Source organism: Luteimonas yindakuii (assembly GCF_004803715.2).
GTDB classification, from domain to species: domain Bacteria; phylum Pseudomonadota; class Gammaproteobacteria; order Xanthomonadales; family Xanthomonadaceae; genus Luteimonas; species Luteimonas yindakuii.
This window is the reverse complement of sequence record NZ_CP039383.2, coordinates 134,895-148,877: the sequence shown is the minus strand read 5'-3', so window position 1 is coordinate 148,877 and position 13,983 is coordinate 134,895. Positions and strand designations below refer to the sequence as shown.

The following is a 13,983-nucleotide window of genomic DNA, read 5'->3' as shown; positions in this document are numbered from 1 at the left end:
GCGCCCCCGCCGGCGATCCCACGCATGTTCGACGTCCTGCTCTACCAGCCCGAGATCCCGCCCAACACCGGCAACGTGATCCGCCTGTGCGCCAACACCGGCGCGCGATTGCACCTGATCCGCCCGCTGGGCTTCGACCTCGACGACCGCCAGCTGCGTCGTGCGGGGCTGGATTACCACGAGTACGCGACGCTCAGGGTCCACGATTCGCTCGACGCCGCGCTCGCGGCGATCGCACCGCCGCGGCTGTTCGCGCTGTCCACCCGCAACAGCACGCGCCACGACCAGGTGCGCTTCGAAGCCGACGATGCCTTCCTGTTCGGTCCGGAGACCCGCGGCCTGCCCGACGGCGTGCTGGCCGGCCTTCCCGACGCGCAACGGCTGCGGCTGCCGATGCGACCGGACAATCGCAGCCTCAACCTGTCGAACGCGGTGGCGGTGCTGGTGTTCGAAGCCTGGCGCCAGCACGGCTTCGCCGGCGCCGGCTGAGCGTCACATCAGCACGCAGTCGATCGCGTCGAGCGCGATGTGGATCAGCAGGCCGGTGCCGAACCAGCGCGTGCGTCGCGGCACCAGCAACGCGGTGTAGACACCCACCGCAGGCCAGGTGTGCAACGGATGGAAGCCGATGCTGCAGCGCCCGGGCGCATAGATCGGCTCCGCCAGCAGATGGTCGATGTCGATCAGCCAGCCGGCCAGCATCCACGCCGCCGCGCGCCGCCAATGCGCCGGCCACACGATGCGCGCCACCGCCAGCGGCACCAGCACGTGCAGCAGCAGATGGAGGATCGGTCGCAGTTCGAAGTCGGGCATGGCGATGTTGTAAGCGGACAGCGGACACCATCATCGCAGTGTCCGTCGGTTCGCCGGACACGACCGGCAGCACGAATCCGCTCGACGCATGGCATGGGCGAATCCCGTTGGGACAGACGTCCTTCGGGGAGCCGCGCCGACCACCACGGCCACAGGGGGATGCCCAGCCGGATATCTCCGCGTTCTGCTGCCACATCCGGCCGCCGGCCATCCATGGCCGGCTCTGGACACCCCCCTGCGTCCGCGGCGGGCTCCGAGCTGTCGTCGCGTCGGGATGAAGAGCAACGGCAAAGAACCTCGAGTCGTTAGAACCTCGACGACTTCAGCTGCGGCCGCTGTTGATTGCACGCCGACGCAGACGAACACGCCAGGCGTAGCCGTTACCGCAATTCGGCGAATCGCCCCTGCTCCCCGTGCCGAAGCCCGCGGACACATGAGCCCGTCGCGTGCACCGGGGGGTGTGGTCCCAGCCGGCCATGGATGGCCGGCGGCCGGCCGTGGTAGCTGGACGCGGACTCCGGCCGGGGGAGCACACCCCCCGGTGCACGAGGCGGGCAGCGCGCATTACAACGAAGCCCCCGGGCGCCGGATCACGTCGGATCGCCCATCCCCCCAAACCCGGGCCGTCCTACCCGCATGCGCAATGCACCTATCCGCTCTACCGCCATTGCCACGTTGACCTCGCAGCCACCCGCCTCTGCGCAAGCTGCCCGCAACACCCGTACAGGACCGACATGCCCATCCCGCTGCCCGCGCACTGGACACTGCTGCCACGCGACTTCTACCGCCGTCATCCCACCGAAGTGGCACCGCAGCTGCTCAACAAGATCCTCGTGCGCGACGACGGCCGCGCCGGTCGCATCGTCGAGGTCGAGGCCTATGCCGGCAGCGAGGATCCTGCCGCGCATTCGCACCGCGGCCCGACGCGCCGCAACGCCACCATGTTCGGCGAGCCCGGGCACCTGTATGTCTACTTCACCTATGGCATGCACTGGGGCAGCAATGCAGTCTGCGGCGACGTCGGCCAGGGCGCCGGCGTGCTGCTGCGCGCGATCGAGCCTCTCCAGGGCCTCGACCTGATCCGCAGCGCGCGTCCGGGCGCGCGCCGCGACCGCGACCTCGCCAACGGCCCCGGCAAGCTTTCGCAGGCGATGGGCATCACCGGCGAGTTCGACGGCGCCGATCTGGTGGCCCCGGACCGCGGCCTCGCCATCGTCGATGACGGCACGTCACCGCCCGACACGCCTGCAGTGGGTCCGCGCATCGGCATCAGCCAGGCCATCGACTTCCACTGGCGCTGGCACGTGCCCGGTCATCCGCATGTGCCGGCGTGGCGGCCGCATCCGTCGAAGCGGCGAACGCCACTGAAGTGACGCGCCAAACATCGCGAACGGATCGCATCACTCCACAGGCGTAGCGTCCTCGCCACCCGTCTGCGAACTCGCATTGCGCTCCGCGGCATCAGTCCCGGCAGGCGCGGCCACGTCACCGCGCCCGTGCTCGTGCCCGGTGGGATCGTCGAGCTGGATCACCTCGCCCTGCTCCCACGCATTCGCCCCCGGCAGCACCGGCGGGGCGGCGATCTCGGCGCGGCGCTCGCGCTTGGCTTGGCTGTCGACGCCGATGCGCTCGTCCCGCGCGACGATCATGGCGGGATCGGCCTGGCCGTCGGCGGTGAAGCCCATCATCAGCTGCGGCACCCCGTACGGCAGCTCCTTGTCGAGGTCGGTATGCCAGGTGTGCCAGGTCTTGCCGTAGGTGCCGACCAGCTTCTCCATCAACTCGTCCTCGGCCATTTCCGGAATGCCCGGCGCGACCAGGGTGCCCGACTTCACCTCGTACGAGTGGCTGTGCCAGAGCGGCTTCTCGCTCTCCGGCAGGCCGGCGAACAACCGCTCGCTGACGATGTACTCCACGCCCATCAGCTTGGCGTCGCCGACGTTGCCGTCGTAGATCACGCACTGGATCACGTCCTCGTTGAGGTGCGAACAGTAGTGATGGGCTTCCATCTGCGCCTGCATGCGGCCACTGTAGAAGTGGAAGCCGTCGAGGTAGGCGTTGATCGCATCGATCGGTGGCTTGTCCTGCAGCAGCGCGGCGCCGGCCTCCAGCACCCGCGTCTTGGGCGACTCCTGCGCGCCGGGCGTGTCCACCGCCGATTCGGTGTCGCCGCCGCCGCACGCGGACAGGGCAAGGGCAAGGAGCGCGGGGCAGCAGAGACGATGCATGGGTAACTCCGGGGGTGGACGCTCCGATGGGCCACCATCGCGGCCCGGACGTCAGTCTTGCCTTCGTGCTGTCGGGCGTCCGTGAGTAAACGCGCGGCCGCGACTGAACGATCCGGGAAAAGTTCCTGTACTCCCCCGTTCACAATTCAGGGTGTGTTGGCCCCTGGTCAGCAAAATGACGTCCACCGGCCCGGGAGGCGGTGCGCAAGTTCGTTCGTCTGGATTCGCGCTCCCTCCCTCCCGCCCTCCCGGGCCGGCCCTATACAGCCGACAACCCAAACCAGAAGGCGCTCCGAATGTCCCGAACCAAGGCTTCCCTGCTCGCCCTCGGCCTGACCGCCGCCCTGCCGTTCGCCGCCTCGGCGCAGTCGGCATCCGCGCTGTCCTACAACTACGTCGAAGGCGGCTACATCGCCACCAATGCGGACCTCGATGCCGACGGCGCCGCCGCGCGGGGCTCGGTCGCGTTCCACCCGAACTTCCATGTGTTCGGCGGCTTCCAGCGGCAGGACGTCGACAACACCCCGGTCGACTTCGACGAGTGGCGCATCGGCATCGGCTACAACCACGCCATTTCGCCCAATGCCGACCTGGTGACCCGGGTGGCCTACGAGAAGTTCGACGCCGGCCGCGACATCTTCGGCAACGATTACGCGCCGGACGGCTACAGCGTCGAAGTCGGCCTGCGCGGCGCGCTGGCGCCGCAGCTCGAAGGCTATGCGATGGCCGGTTACGAGGACTTCGGCAACTTCTACGGCGACGACTTCTACGGCCGCCTCGGTGCGCAGTGGAAGTTCACCCCGAACTGGGGCGTGTCCGGCGACGTCAAGTTCGCCGGCGGCGATACCCAGTGGTTCGTCGGCCCGCGCTTCACCTGGTAAGCCCCGTCAGGAGCAATACCCCGCGGGAGCTCCCTCCCCGACCCGCGGGACACGTCGCAAGATCTCTCTCTCCCCCGATATGCGACGTTCGACCCGGCCGGCAACGGCCGGGTCTTTTTTTGTTCCTGTCCCCAGGTCCGGCGTCCGGGGCGATCGACAGACGGCTGGACTGCTCGAGCGCGCCCGAGCGGCTCCGTTGTGGTCCGCGCTGCCCGCCGCGCACACCGGGGGGTGTGCTCCCCCGGCCGGAGTCCGCGTCCAGCTACCACGGCCGGCCGCCGGCCATCCATGGCCGGCTGTCCGCACACCCCCCAGTGCACGCGACGGGCTCGGACCTTCGTCGGCTTCGGCACGGAGAGCAGGAACGGTTGCCGCAGGAGCCGCTGCAACCAACCACACTCAGGCGTTCGTCCGGTCCGGCAGACCAACAGCGGCTCAGCCGACGTCGTCGATTGCCACGACGGCCTGACGCTTCTTCGCCGTTGATCTTCTTCCCGACGCGACGACAGGTCGGCGCCCGCCGCGGACGCAGGGGGATGTCCAGAGTCGGCCATGGATGGCCGGCGGCCGGATGTGGGAGCAGGACGCGGAGATATCCGGCTGGGCATCCCCCTGTGGCCGCGGTGGGCCAACGGGGACGCGAACCAGCGTTCGTCCAAGCGGACAGAAGCCCGCTCCGTGGCGCCTGCCCACGGGCTCCGGGGAAATGCGGCACTGACTCAGCCGAACAGCTTCGCCGGGTACTCGGACTTGCGCTCGCGGGCCATCAGGCGGGCCACGCCTTCGGCGGGGGTGATGTCGCCATGCAGGACGTCACGCACGTTGGCAGCGATCGGCAGGTCGACGCCATGGCGATCGGCCAGCCGCATGACTTCATCGGCGGTCTGCACCGACTCCACCACCTGGCCGATTTCGCGCACCGCTTCTTCCAGCGGCTGCCCGCGGCCGAGCGCGAGGCCGAGGCGGCGGTTGCGCGAGAGATCGCCGGTGGCGGTCAGCACCAGGTCACCGAGGCCGGCGAGGCCCATCAGGGTTTCCGGGCGGCCGCCCATCGCCATGTTGAGGCGCAGCATCTCGTTGAGGCCGCGGGTGACCAGGCCGGCGCGGGCGTTGAGGCCCAGGCCCATGCCGTCGGCGACGCCGGTGGCCACCGCCAGCACGTTCTTCATCGCGCCGCCGAGCTCGGCGCCGCTCATGTCGGTGCCGGTGTAGGCGCGGAACGCCGGGCCGTGCAGCACCTCGGCCACCTGCTCGGCGAACGCCTCGTCGTGCGCATGCACGGTGAGCGCGGTCGGCAGCCCCAGCGCGACTTCCTTGGCGAACGACGGGCCGGTCACCACCGCCAGCGGCACGTCATCGCCGAGCACGTCGGCGGCCACCTCGTGCAGGAAGCGTCCGGAGCCGGGCTCGAAGCCCTTGGTCGCCCACGCCACGCCGGCTGTTGCCGGGCGCAGCGGCGCGATCGCACGCAGCGTTTCGGCGAAGGCGTGCGACGGCACCACGACCAGCACCAGGCCGGCGCCGTCGAGGGCGCGGCCGAGGTCGGCGGTGGCGCGCAGCGAGTCCGGCAGCGCGATGCCGGGCAGGTAGCGGGCGTTGACGTGGTCGCGGTCGATCGCCTCGACTGCCTGCGCATCGCGCCCCCACAGCACGGTGGGGACGTCATGGCGGGCGATCAGGGCGGCGAGCGCGGTGCCCCAGGAGCCCGCGCCCAGCACCGCGACATGGGGTCGCGACACCATCGGTCAGGCGTTGCCGACGATCTCGGTGCCGTCACCGGCCTGCTGGCCGGCACGCTGGCGCAGCCCTTCGGCGTACAGGGCGTCGAAGTTGATCGGCTGCAGCAGGAACGGCGGGAAGCCACCGGCCTGGATCAGCTCGCCGAGCAGCTGGCGCGCGTACGGGTACAGCACGTTCGGGCAATGGGTGCCGAGCATGGCGTCGAGCACGTTGGCCTCGAAACCGGCCAGCCCGAACACGCCGGCCTGCGCAACTTCGGCCACGTAGACGGTGTTGTCCTCGGCCAGCGAGCAGGTCAGGGTGATTTTGAGCACCACCTCGTAGCCGTTGTCGCCAACGCGCTGCACGCTCTGGTTGAGGCTCATGTTGAGCTGCGGCTGCGCCTGCTCGTTGAAGATCTGCGGCGCCTTCGGCGACTCGAACGACACGTCCTTGACGTAGATCTTCTCGACGGTGAACTGCGCGCCGGCAGGCTGCGCGGGGGCGGCGGCGCCATTGGCGGCGACGTTGTCTTGCTCGGACATGGTGGACTCCAGCGGAATTCGGGTAGTGGGATCGGAAAGGATCGATTATGGCACCGCGACCGGCGGCGCCCCGGGTCTGTCAGCGGCCGCGCTTGAGCGGCAGGTCGGCCTGCTGCCAGGCGCCGATGCCGCCCTCGAGCACGTAGACGTGTTCGAAGCCGGCCTTCTTCAGTCGCTTGGCGGCCGTGTTGGCGGTCTGGCCGGTCTTGCACACCAGCACCACCGGCAGCGCCCTGGCGGCCGCGAGCTGCTTGTTCTCGGGATCGAACTGGCTCATCTGCACGTTCTTCGAGCCGGGGATGTGGCCCTTCTCGAAGTCGCCGCTGGGCCGCAGGTCGACCACCAGCGCATTGTCGCGGTTGACCAGCGCGGTGAGTTCGGCCGGGCGCAGGCCCTTGAAACCGCGGGTGAGGCGGCTGATCTCGGTCCAGATCAGGGCCAGCGTGATGCCGGCGAGCGCCATCGACAGCAGGTGGTTGCGGCCGGCAAAGGCCAGCAGTTCTTCGAAAGTCACGTGATCGCTACGGCAGACGGCGGGCGGCGATTGTCGCCCAGTGCGCGGCGGGGCGCAAAACGCCGCGCCCGCGTCGGCAGGCGCGCCGTTACTCGCCGGCCCAGAAGTCCGGCAGCCCGCCGGTCAGCCACCAGCGGGCGGCCTCGGCGTCGTAACGCCACTGCTCGGTGTAGCGCACCGTGCGCTCGGCCATGGTGTGGCGGTTGATCACGCCGATCTGGATCTCGCGCGCGGCGGTGGCCTCACCCGGCTGCGACGCGAGCTCGCGGTAGCCCGAGACCTGGATCTGCTCGTAGCGCTGGAATTCGAGCGCGCTCATCGGCCGCGCTTCGCGGATTTCGGGGTCGACCAGGTTCCAGGCGCCCTCGAAATCGCCCCAGCGGATCGCCGCCGAGTACATGTACTGCATGCGCTCGAGTTCGCTGGTCTTCTTGCCCCCCGTCGCGCAGCCCGTGAGCAGCAGCGTGGCCAGCGCCAGCGTCACTACCGTGCCCCATCGCATCCAGCCCATCGCCTGCATCCCGTTGTTGGTCCCCGCCGGCATGTTAGTCGGCCTGCCCCGGCGCAGGAACGGGCGTGCGCAGGATCGCGGCGTAGCGCAGCCGTGCTTCGGTGGCGATGCCGCCCTCGGGCAGCGGCAGCGAAGCGACCAGCCAGGTGCTGGCGCGGCCGCGCGCGCGCAGGGTGTCGATGAAGTCCTGCCAGCCCGCGCCCTCCTCCAGCCTTGCCTCGACATGCAGGTCGGCGAACAGCGGCGCGCGATAGCGCACCTCGGTGGCGGCGACGAAGACGTCAACATCGAGCCCGGCCGCCTCCACCTGCAGGGTCACCAGGCCCCACGCCGCAAGCGTCGCCAGCGATACCAGGCTGCCACCGAAGGCGCAGCCCTTGTCATTGACGTGTGCGGCCAGCGGCGCCGACAGGCGCAGGCACGCGCCATCCCAGCCGGTGATGCCGACCCGCATCGCCGCGACCGGCGGCATGCCGTCGAAGTGGGCCTGCAGGCGCTGCAATGCGGCGCTGTCGGCCTGCATCGGTGACGTCATCGAAAACTCCTCGTCGCGGTTGCGGCATGTGGGCCCAGGGACCAAGCTGCGGCCATGCCGCATGCCAGTACTCCCGCCGTGCCCGACCGGCCGGCATCCTACGTGATCTCGCTGCGCCCGGCGGGCGAACACGCGACGCTCGCACGTGCCGCGGCCGCGCATGGCCTCGAGCTGATCGCGCTGTCGCCGTGGCGGATCGTCCACCGTGACGACGACGCGACGCGTGCCGCCCTGGCCACCGCACTCGCTGCGCCGCTGGCGATCTTCACCAGCCCGCCGGCGGTCGCCGCCGCGTCGGCATTGATGCCGTTGACCGCTGCAGGCCTGCGGCTGGCGGTGGGTGCCGGCAGCTGTGCCGCGCTGCGCGCCGCCGGGGTCGCCGATGCCGTCGCCCCCGAGCGCGAGGACAGCGAAGGCCTGCTCGCCATGCCGCAGCTGGCGACGGGTGAGGTCCGCGGTCGCACCGTGGGGCTGGTGACCGCACCGGGTGGACGCGGCCGGATTGCTGCCGAGCTCGCCACGCGCGGCGCCCGGGTGGTGCGTGCCGACGTCTACGTGCGTGAACCGCTGCCGCTCGACGCGGAGCAGGTCGCGCGCCTGCTCGCCACCGGCGATGCCCCCCTGCTGCTGCCGCTGACCAGCGGCGAAGCCCTGCAACGCGTGCTCGACGCCCTGCCGGCGGCCGCCGCCCAGCGCCTGCGCACGGCGCGGGTGGTGGCGGCCAGCGAGCGGCTGGCCGAACTCGCGCGCGACGCCGGCTTCGCCCAGGCCCGGGCGGCGCACAGCCCGCGGCCCGAGGCGCTGCTGATGGCGGCGCTGGCGGACTCCTGATCGGCCCCGCGCCGTCCCGGCACGCATTCATTCTCTGCACGCCACCCAGACAGGCGGGGCTCTAGCGTGACCACGCCAATGTCCTGATCCGGGGAGCGGTTCCCATGACTGTCCTTCGCAACGTGCTGTTCCTGCTGGTACTCGCGGCGCTGGGCGCGTTCGTCGCCCACATGCTGCTGTCCGGCGACACCGGCCACGTCCTGGTCCGCTACGGCGGCATGGACTACACCGCCAACCTCGTCGAGGCGATCGGCATCTCGCTGCTGGTGCTGCTGGTGCTGTGGGTGGTGTGGGCACTGCTGAGCTTCCCGTTCCGCACCTGGAACCGGCGCCGCGACCGCCATGCGCGGCTGCGCCTGCCCGAGGGCATGGTCGCCCTGCACGAGGGCCACTACAGCCGCGCCGAGAAGCTGCTCGCCGAAGCCGGCGAGGACCCCGACACCGAAGCCGCCGCACGCATCGCCGCGGTGCAGGCGGCATGGGCGCGTGGCGACAGCGCCGCCGCACGTCGCGGCCTCGAGGGTTTCGGCGAACGCCACCCCGCCGCGCGCGCGATCGCCGCCGCCGAACTCGCGCTCGCCGAGGAGCGCCCGACCGACGCCCTGGTGGCGCTGGACACGCCGGCCGCGCAGCCGCTGCCGCCGCGCGGGCTGGCCCTGCGCGCCGAAGCGCTCGCCGCATCCGGCCAGGCGATGCAGGCCTACGAACTGCTCGGCGCCCTGCGCCAGCAGCATGCGCTGCCGAAGGAACGGCTCGATGACCTCGAAGCCCGCTGGGCGGCCGCATCGTTGCGCGAGGCCGAGGACGGCAACCTGCTCGCCTCGCGTTGGGAAGCACTGCCCAAGTCGTTGCGTGCCGATCCGCCGGTGACCGCGGCCTATGCCGAGCAGGCGGCGGCGCTGGGCTGGGAGGAAGCTGCCACGCGCAGCCTCGAGCATGCACTGGACACGCGCTGGGACGAGAAGCTCGCCATCCGCTACGGCGCCCTGCCGCTGGGCCGCACCGAACACCGCGTCGCCACCTGCGAGCGCTGGCTGGGCAAGCATCCGCGCAGCCCGGCCCTGCTGCTGGCGCTCGCCAGGTTGTCGGCCGAACAGTCGCAGTGGCCGCGCGCGGAAGACTATGCGCACCGCGCGATCGACCAGGGCGCCGGCACCGGCGCGTGGGAAGTGCTGGGCGACGCCTGGTTTGCGCAGGGCGACGAGGCCCGCGCCCGTTACGCCTACGCCAATGCGTTGCGCGCCGGCCGCGGCCAGCCGGTGACCGCGCTGCCGCCACGCGACATCGGTGCCGGCACCGGCACCGTGATGCCGCTGGATGGCGATGCGATGCGTGACCGCGACCTGGATCCGCCGCTGCGCTGACCACGCAGCGCTACTACCCGTGCCCGGATAGGGCCAAGGCTGCATCCTCGCTTCGTCATTCCCGCGAAGGCGGGAATCCATGGACGTAGCCGTTGAACAACAATTCCCTGGATTCCCGCCTTCGCGGGAATGACGGCAGTTGTTCGGACCTCCTAGCGCTCCAGGATCGCCACCACGCCCATGCCGCCGGCGGTGCAGATCGACACCAGGCAACGGCCGCCACCGCGTTCGGCGAGGTGCTTGGCGGCGGTGGCGACGATGCGCGCGCCAGTGGCGGCGAACGGATGCCCGGTGGCCAGCGACGAACCCAGCGGATTGATCTTCGCCGGCTCGATGCGGCCCAGCGGTGCGTCCAGGCCCAGCCGGCCGCGGCAGTAGTCCTCGCTCTCCCACGCACGCAGCGTGCACAGCACCTGCGCGGCAAACGCCTCGTGGATTTCGTAGACGTCGAAATCCTGCAGGGTCAGGCCGTTGCGACGGAGCATCTCGGCCACCGCCACGGTGGGCGCCATCAGCAGGCCTTCGCCATGGACGAAATCGACCGCGGCCACATGCGCGTCGCGCAGGTAACACAGCGGCTCGTGGCCATGCGCGCGCGCCCAGTCGTCGCTGGCGAGCAGGCAGGCGGCGGCGCCGTCGGTAAGCGGGGTCGAGTTGCCGGCGGTCAGCGTGCCGCGCCCGGAGGCACGGTCGAAGGCGGGTTTGAGCGTGGCGAGTTTCTCGATCGAGGTATCCGCACGCAGGATGTTGTCGCGGGCGACGCCGCGGAAGCTGACCACCAGGTCGTCGAAGAACCCGCGGTCGTAGGCGGCGGCCAGCTTGTGGTGCGAGGCGGCGGCGAGTTCGTCCTGCGAATCGCGCGAGATGCTCCACTGCTTGGCCATGTCCTCGCAGTGCTCGCCCATCGACTTGCCGGTGCGCGGCTCGGCGACGCCGGGGAAATCCGGCTTGAGCTCACGCAGGCGGAAGCCGCGGAATGCGGCCAGCTTGTCCTTCGGCGTCTTCGCCGCATTGGCGGCAAGCAGGCGCCGGCGCAGCGCGCGGCCATAGACGATCGGCACATCGGAGGTGGTGTCGGCACCGCCGCCGATGCCGGCCTCGATCTGCCCCACCGCGATCCTGTTGCCGATGGTGATCAGCGAATCCAGCGAGGTGCCGCAGGCACGCTGCAGGGTGATGCCAGGGGTCAGCGGCGAAAGCCCGGACGACAGCGCCGCCTCGCGGCCCAGGTTCCAGTCGCTGGAATGCTTGATCACCGCACCCATCGCCACTTCGCCGAGCTGCTGGCCGTGCAGGCCGAACTTCTCCACCAGCGCGCCGAGGGTCCTGACCGACATGCCGAGGTTGCCGACGTCCGCGTAGGCGCTGTTCTGCCGGCAAAAGGGAATGCGAACGCCACCCAGTACGGCGACGGGACGACCTGACGGCATCGGGAGCTCCTCAAGGGAAAGTGCCTGTCGACCTTGACGGGCATAATGGAATCGAGTTTACCGCCGCCACCCGGGACGTCCAATCACCATGCCAGACTCCGCGCTGAACCCCGGCCCCGTCGTGCGTGCAGCGCTCGCGCTCGAACTCGGCGATGTGCGCGTGCGCGGTCCCGACGCGCTTGCGCAGGCCGACGCGGGTGCACTCGGCGAGCGCATCGCGCGCGACCTGGCCGGCTTCGCACCCGCAGCCGCCACGCTCGACCTGATCACCGTCGGCGCCCATTACGACCCGGTGGAACTGCTGCGCCCGGGCTGGCCGCTGCATCGCGAGATCGACCAGCTCGCCGCGCGCGCGCCCGGCGAAGCGGGGGGCCGTGTCATCGCCTTCGGCGCGCACGAAGGCCGCCTGCCGGGCGCGCTGGCGCCCGCGCACGAACACGCAGGCGGACCGTTGCGGCTGGTGCCGTTGCTGCTGCGCGGCGATGCCGCGACCACCGCGGCGGTCGCGGATGTGTTCGAACGCGACCTGATGGAAACCGGCATGGCCGGTGCGGAGACCGCGCTGCATGCGCAGGAGGCGTTCGGCCTGGTCATCGAGCACGCGCGCTACCTCACCGCGCACGACCTGCTGGCGATGACCGCGCTGCAGTACGAACACGCCGGCATCGCGCCGTTGTGGGCGGTGCTGGAGACCGCGCTGCTGTCGCCCACGGACGAGGCCTGGCTGGATGCCGCGCCGGAGCCGCTGGTGCACTACACCGGTGGCGAGGCACGCATCGCGCTGTTCTCGCCCGCCGCCTGGCGCGCGCGTTATGCCGCCGGCGAAGCCGACGAGGCGCGGCTGCAGCACGGATGGATGCACTTCGAGGCGCGCCAGCGCCAGTTCGACGCGGTGCTGCGCGCGCACGGCATCCCGGTGCGTTTCGACCACTGCCCGGATGACGCCGATCCGCGCAGCGTCATCGGCTGAGTCCCGCTTCGACGTCCCACCGTACGGGCGATCGCTTCACCGCGTTACCTCGGTCGTCTCCACGCCAGCGAAGAGCGATTTCGCGACAACCACGCCCGACGTCGTCATGCCCGCGCAGGCGGGCATCCAGCGACTTCCCGGCCCGACCCCGGGCACTCAGGTGCCTCGCGGGGCCCACTTCCGACTCCAGCCCCGTCATGCCCGCGCAGGCGGGCATCCATGGACATTGCAGTTGAGCTTCGTGTACGACGCCGCCACGACGGCCCTCTCCGTAACGAAGAAGGCCGCGTGCGGCATCAACGCCCCGCGCTGGCCTCGATCACGCCACAGGCGAGGCGGTCGCCGGCATTGCCGGTGGGCTGGGTGGCGTAGTCGTCGGGGTTGGCATGCACGATGACGGCCTTGCCGATGATGTCGGTAGCCGCGCCATCTCCCAGGGTCACCCCGGCCAGCGCGTTGTCGACGCGGGCGACGCCACCGTCGTCGGCGGTGAGGTTGTCGCTGTCGCCGGCGTGGTGGTCGCCCTGGCCGACGCGGCCATGCGGCTGCGAGGTCGGGTTGAAGTGGCCGCCGGCGCTGGTGGCATCGGGCGCGCTGCAATCGCCGTTCTCGTGCACGTGGAAGCCGTGCTCGCCACCGGCGGGCAGGCCGCGCACGTCGCCGCTGACGCGGATGCCGTCACCCGAGCGGGTGAAGCGCAGGTTGCCGCTGACGTCGTTGCCGGCGGTGGGCGCGAGGACGACGGTGGCGGCCATCAGGTCGTTGACGCCGCCCATCATCTGCGCGTCCGCATTGGCCGCCGGATCGGTGGGCGAGGAGGCCAGCGGTGCGGTCTGCGGGGAGGCCGAGGGCTGGTCGGCGACCATCTCGCCGTCGCCGCGGTCGGCGGGCGAGCAGGCCGCCAGGGCGGCGAACAGCGGGGTGAGCAGCAGGATCCTGCGCATGGGGAACTCCGGTTCGGGTCTGGGCGCCCGGTATACCGCAACCGGTGTTGCCGTGCAGTCAGCGCACCACGCGGATCACCCCGCAGGCGACGCGCGCACTGAACGATCCCGGCGTTGCGCCCGACACCACCAGCGCGCGTCCGGCGATGTCGTTGGCCGCGCCGCCACCGAGCACCGCGCCCGGCACCTGCAGGTCGAAGCGCGCCACGCCTTCGGCATCGGCGACGATGCGGATGGTACTGGCGCCGGCCACCACGCCACGCTGGTCGGCACCGGCGGCGGGATCGAAATAGGCACCGGCACTGCTGGCATCCGCCGCACTGCAATCGCCACGCTCGTGTACCTGCAGCCCGTGCGCGCCATTGCGCACCAGTCCGCCGACCTCGCCACTGACACGCACGCCACCTGCGACCGCAACCAGCGTCGCGCGTCCGCTGACCAGGCTGCCGGACGCCGAGGCCAGCGGCACGAACGCTTCCTGTGCAGTGCCCGACGCCGCATGCACCGGCGGCGCCGGCGTGGCCGCTGGCGTCGGCGCCTGCGGTGTCCGCGGCGCGCTGGCGCAGGCCGACAGCAGCAATACCGCGAGTGGAGCCAGCGAGCGGATCTTCATGGGGACGGTTCTGGGGGTGCGGGGAGCCGGAGAAGATACCGCCGTGGAGCGGAGCGCGAATGAAACGACGCTGGGACCGCGGATG

16 protein-coding genes are annotated in these 13,983 nt (G+C 71.0%); 6 read left to right on the top strand and 10 right to left on the bottom strand.

The window, feature by feature from the left end:
- Positions 1-24: 24 nt before the first annotated feature.
- Positions 25-489 (top strand): tRNA (cytidine(34)-2'-O)-methyltransferase, encoded by a 465-nt coding sequence (locus E5843_RS00715; RefSeq protein WP_136411529.1) that lies wholly within the window; start codon positions 25-27, stop codon positions 487-489.
- A gap of 3 nt (positions 490-492) precedes the next feature.
- Here E5843_RS00715 and E5843_RS00710 read toward each other — a convergent pair whose 3' ends face one another.
- On the bottom strand, positions 493-813 hold the full coding sequence (locus tag E5843_RS00710) for a DUF6122 family protein (RefSeq protein ID WP_136411527.1): 321 nt from the start codon (positions 811-813) through the stop codon (positions 493-495).
- 734 nt (positions 814-1,547) lie between these two features.
- Here E5843_RS00710 and E5843_RS00705 point away from each other — a divergent pair.
- Positions 1,548-2,186, top strand: coding sequence for a DNA-3-methyladenine glycosylase (locus E5843_RS00705; RefSeq protein ID WP_136411525.1), 639 nt, complete (start codon positions 1,548-1,550; stop codon positions 2,184-2,186).
- Between the two features lie 27 nt (positions 2,187-2,213).
- On the opposite strand, the gene E5843_RS00700 is transcribed toward E5843_RS00705, so the two are convergent.
- The gene (locus tag E5843_RS00700; RefSeq protein ID WP_134675288.1) at positions 2,214-3,041 is read right to left on the bottom strand and encodes an OBAP family protein; all 828 of its coding nucleotides are present in this window, start codon (positions 3,039-3,041) and stop codon (positions 2,214-2,216) included.
- 296 nt (positions 3,042-3,337) lie between these two features.
- Between E5843_RS00700 and E5843_RS00695 the strand changes: the two genes are divergently transcribed.
- Positions 3,338-3,922: a porin family protein gene (locus E5843_RS00695; protein ID WP_136411524.1), complete on the top strand. Its 585-nt coding sequence runs from the start codon at positions 3,338-3,340 to the stop codon at positions 3,920-3,922.
- 719 nt (positions 3,923-4,641) lie between these two features.
- On the opposite strand, the gene E5843_RS00690 is transcribed toward E5843_RS00695, so the two are convergent.
- From E5843_RS00690 to E5843_RS00670, 5 genes are all read right to left on the bottom strand, one after another.
- A complete protein-coding gene (locus tag E5843_RS00690) occupies positions 4,642-5,664 on the bottom strand; it encodes an NAD(P)H-dependent glycerol-3-phosphate dehydrogenase (protein ID WP_136411523.1) in 1,023 nt (340 codons plus the stop codon).
- Between the two features lie 3 nt (positions 5,665-5,667).
- On the bottom strand, positions 5,668-6,186 hold the full coding sequence (gene secB / locus E5843_RS00685; protein ID WP_134675291.1) for a protein-export chaperone SecB: 519 nt from the start codon (positions 6,184-6,186) through the stop codon (positions 5,668-5,670).
- Between the two features lie 79 nt (positions 6,187-6,265).
- Positions 6,266-6,700, bottom strand: a complete 435-nt coding sequence (locus E5843_RS00680) for a rhodanese-like domain-containing protein (RefSeq protein ID WP_134675292.1) — start codon at positions 6,698-6,700, stop codon at positions 6,266-6,268.
- An 88-nt stretch (positions 6,701-6,788) separates the two neighbouring features.
- Positions 6,789-7,211: a hypothetical protein gene (locus tag E5843_RS00675; protein WP_244240807.1), complete on the bottom strand. Its 423-nt coding sequence runs from the start codon at positions 7,209-7,211 to the stop codon at positions 6,789-6,791.
- A gap of 34 nt (positions 7,212-7,245) precedes the next feature.
- Positions 7,246-7,746: a YiiD C-terminal domain-containing protein gene (locus E5843_RS00670; protein WP_244240806.1), complete on the bottom strand. Its 501-nt coding sequence runs from the start codon at positions 7,744-7,746 to the stop codon at positions 7,246-7,248.
- 54 nt (positions 7,747-7,800) lie between these two features.
- Between E5843_RS00670 and E5843_RS00665 the strand changes: the two genes are divergently transcribed.
- Positions 7,801-8,577 (top strand): uroporphyrinogen-III synthase, encoded by a 777-nt coding sequence (locus E5843_RS00665; protein ID WP_136411522.1) that lies wholly within the window; start codon positions 7,801-7,803, stop codon positions 8,575-8,577.
- A 104-nt stretch (positions 8,578-8,681) separates the two neighbouring features.
- On the top strand, positions 8,682-9,941 hold the full coding sequence (locus E5843_RS00660) for a heme biosynthesis protein HemY (RefSeq protein WP_134675295.1): 1,260 nt from the start codon (positions 8,682-8,684) through the stop codon (positions 9,939-9,941).
- Positions 9,942-10,093: 152 nt separating this feature from the next.
- On the opposite strand, the gene E5843_RS00655 is transcribed toward E5843_RS00660, so the two are convergent.
- The gene (locus E5843_RS00655; RefSeq protein ID WP_134675296.1) at positions 10,094-11,371 is read right to left on the bottom strand and encodes an acetyl-CoA C-acetyltransferase; all 1,278 of its coding nucleotides are present in this window, start codon (positions 11,369-11,371) and stop codon (positions 10,094-10,096) included.
- 88 nt (positions 11,372-11,459) lie between these two features.
- Here E5843_RS00655 and E5843_RS00650 point away from each other — a divergent pair, with 88 nt between their 5' ends.
- Complete coding sequence (locus tag E5843_RS00650; protein ID WP_141065547.1) at positions 11,460-12,341, top strand: hypothetical protein; 882 nt, start codon at positions 11,460-11,462, stop codon at positions 12,339-12,341.
- A 296-nt stretch (positions 12,342-12,637) separates the two neighbouring features.
- Here E5843_RS00650 and E5843_RS00645 read toward each other — a convergent pair whose 3' ends face one another.
- Complete coding sequence (locus E5843_RS00645) at positions 12,638-13,285, bottom strand: superoxide dismutase family protein (protein WP_136411520.1); 648 nt, start codon at positions 13,283-13,285, stop codon at positions 12,638-12,640.
- Between the two features lie 58 nt (positions 13,286-13,343).
- Positions 13,344-13,898, bottom strand: coding sequence for a superoxide dismutase family protein (locus tag E5843_RS00640; RefSeq protein WP_141065546.1), 555 nt, complete (start codon positions 13,896-13,898; stop codon positions 13,344-13,346).
- Positions 13,899-13,983 lie beyond the last annotated feature (85 nt).

Bases quoted from the DNA above. Each gene is read 5' to 3' on its own strand.
- E5843_RS00690 (WP_136411523.1), bottom strand. From the start codon at position 5,664: ATGGTGTCGCGACCCCATGTCGCGGTGCTGGGCGCGGGCTCCTGGGGC.
- E5843_RS00675 (WP_244240807.1), bottom strand. From the start codon at position 7,211: ATGGGCTGGATGCGATGGGGCACGGTAGTGACGCTGGCGCTGGCCACG.
- E5843_RS00695 (WP_136411524.1), top strand. From the start codon at position 3,338: ATGTCCCGAACCAAGGCTTCCCTGCTCGCCCTCGGCCTGACCGCCGCC.
- E5843_RS00655 (WP_134675296.1), bottom strand. From the start codon at position 11,371: ATGCCGTCAGGTCGTCCCGTCGCCGTACTGGGTGGCGTTCGCATTCCC.
- E5843_RS00650 (WP_141065547.1), top strand. From the start codon at position 11,460: ATGCCAGACTCCGCGCTGAACCCCGGCCCCGTCGTGCGTGCAGCGCTC.
- E5843_RS00715 (WP_136411529.1), top strand. From the start codon at position 25: ATGTTCGACGTCCTGCTCTACCAGCCCGAGATCCCGCCCAACACCGGC.
- E5843_RS00710 (WP_136411527.1), bottom strand. From the start codon at position 813: ATGCCCGACTTCGAACTGCGACCGATCCTCCATCTGCTGCTGCACGTG.
- E5843_RS00705 (WP_136411525.1), top strand. From the start codon at position 1,548: ATGCCCATCCCGCTGCCCGCGCACTGGACACTGCTGCCACGCGACTTC.
- E5843_RS00665 (WP_136411522.1), top strand. From the start codon at position 7,801: ATGCCGCATGCCAGTACTCCCGCCGTGCCCGACCGGCCGGCATCCTAC.
- E5843_RS00670 (WP_244240806.1), bottom strand. From the start codon at position 7,746: ATGACGTCACCGATGCAGGCCGACAGCGCCGCATTGCAGCGCCTGCAG.
- E5843_RS00700 (WP_134675288.1), bottom strand. From the start codon at position 3,041: ATGCATCGTCTCTGCTGCCCCGCGCTCCTTGCCCTTGCCCTGTCCGCG.
- E5843_RS00645 (WP_136411520.1), bottom strand. From the start codon at position 13,285: ATGCGCAGGATCCTGCTGCTCACCCCGCTGTTCGCCGCCCTGGCGGCC.
- E5843_RS00660 (WP_134675295.1), top strand. From the start codon at position 8,682: ATGACTGTCCTTCGCAACGTGCTGTTCCTGCTGGTACTCGCGGCGCTG.
- secB (WP_134675291.1), bottom strand. From the start codon at position 6,186: ATGTCCGAGCAAGACAACGTCGCCGCCAATGGCGCCGCCGCCCCCGCG.
- E5843_RS00640 (WP_141065546.1), bottom strand. From the start codon at position 13,898: ATGAAGATCCGCTCGCTGGCTCCACTCGCGGTATTGCTGCTGTCGGCC.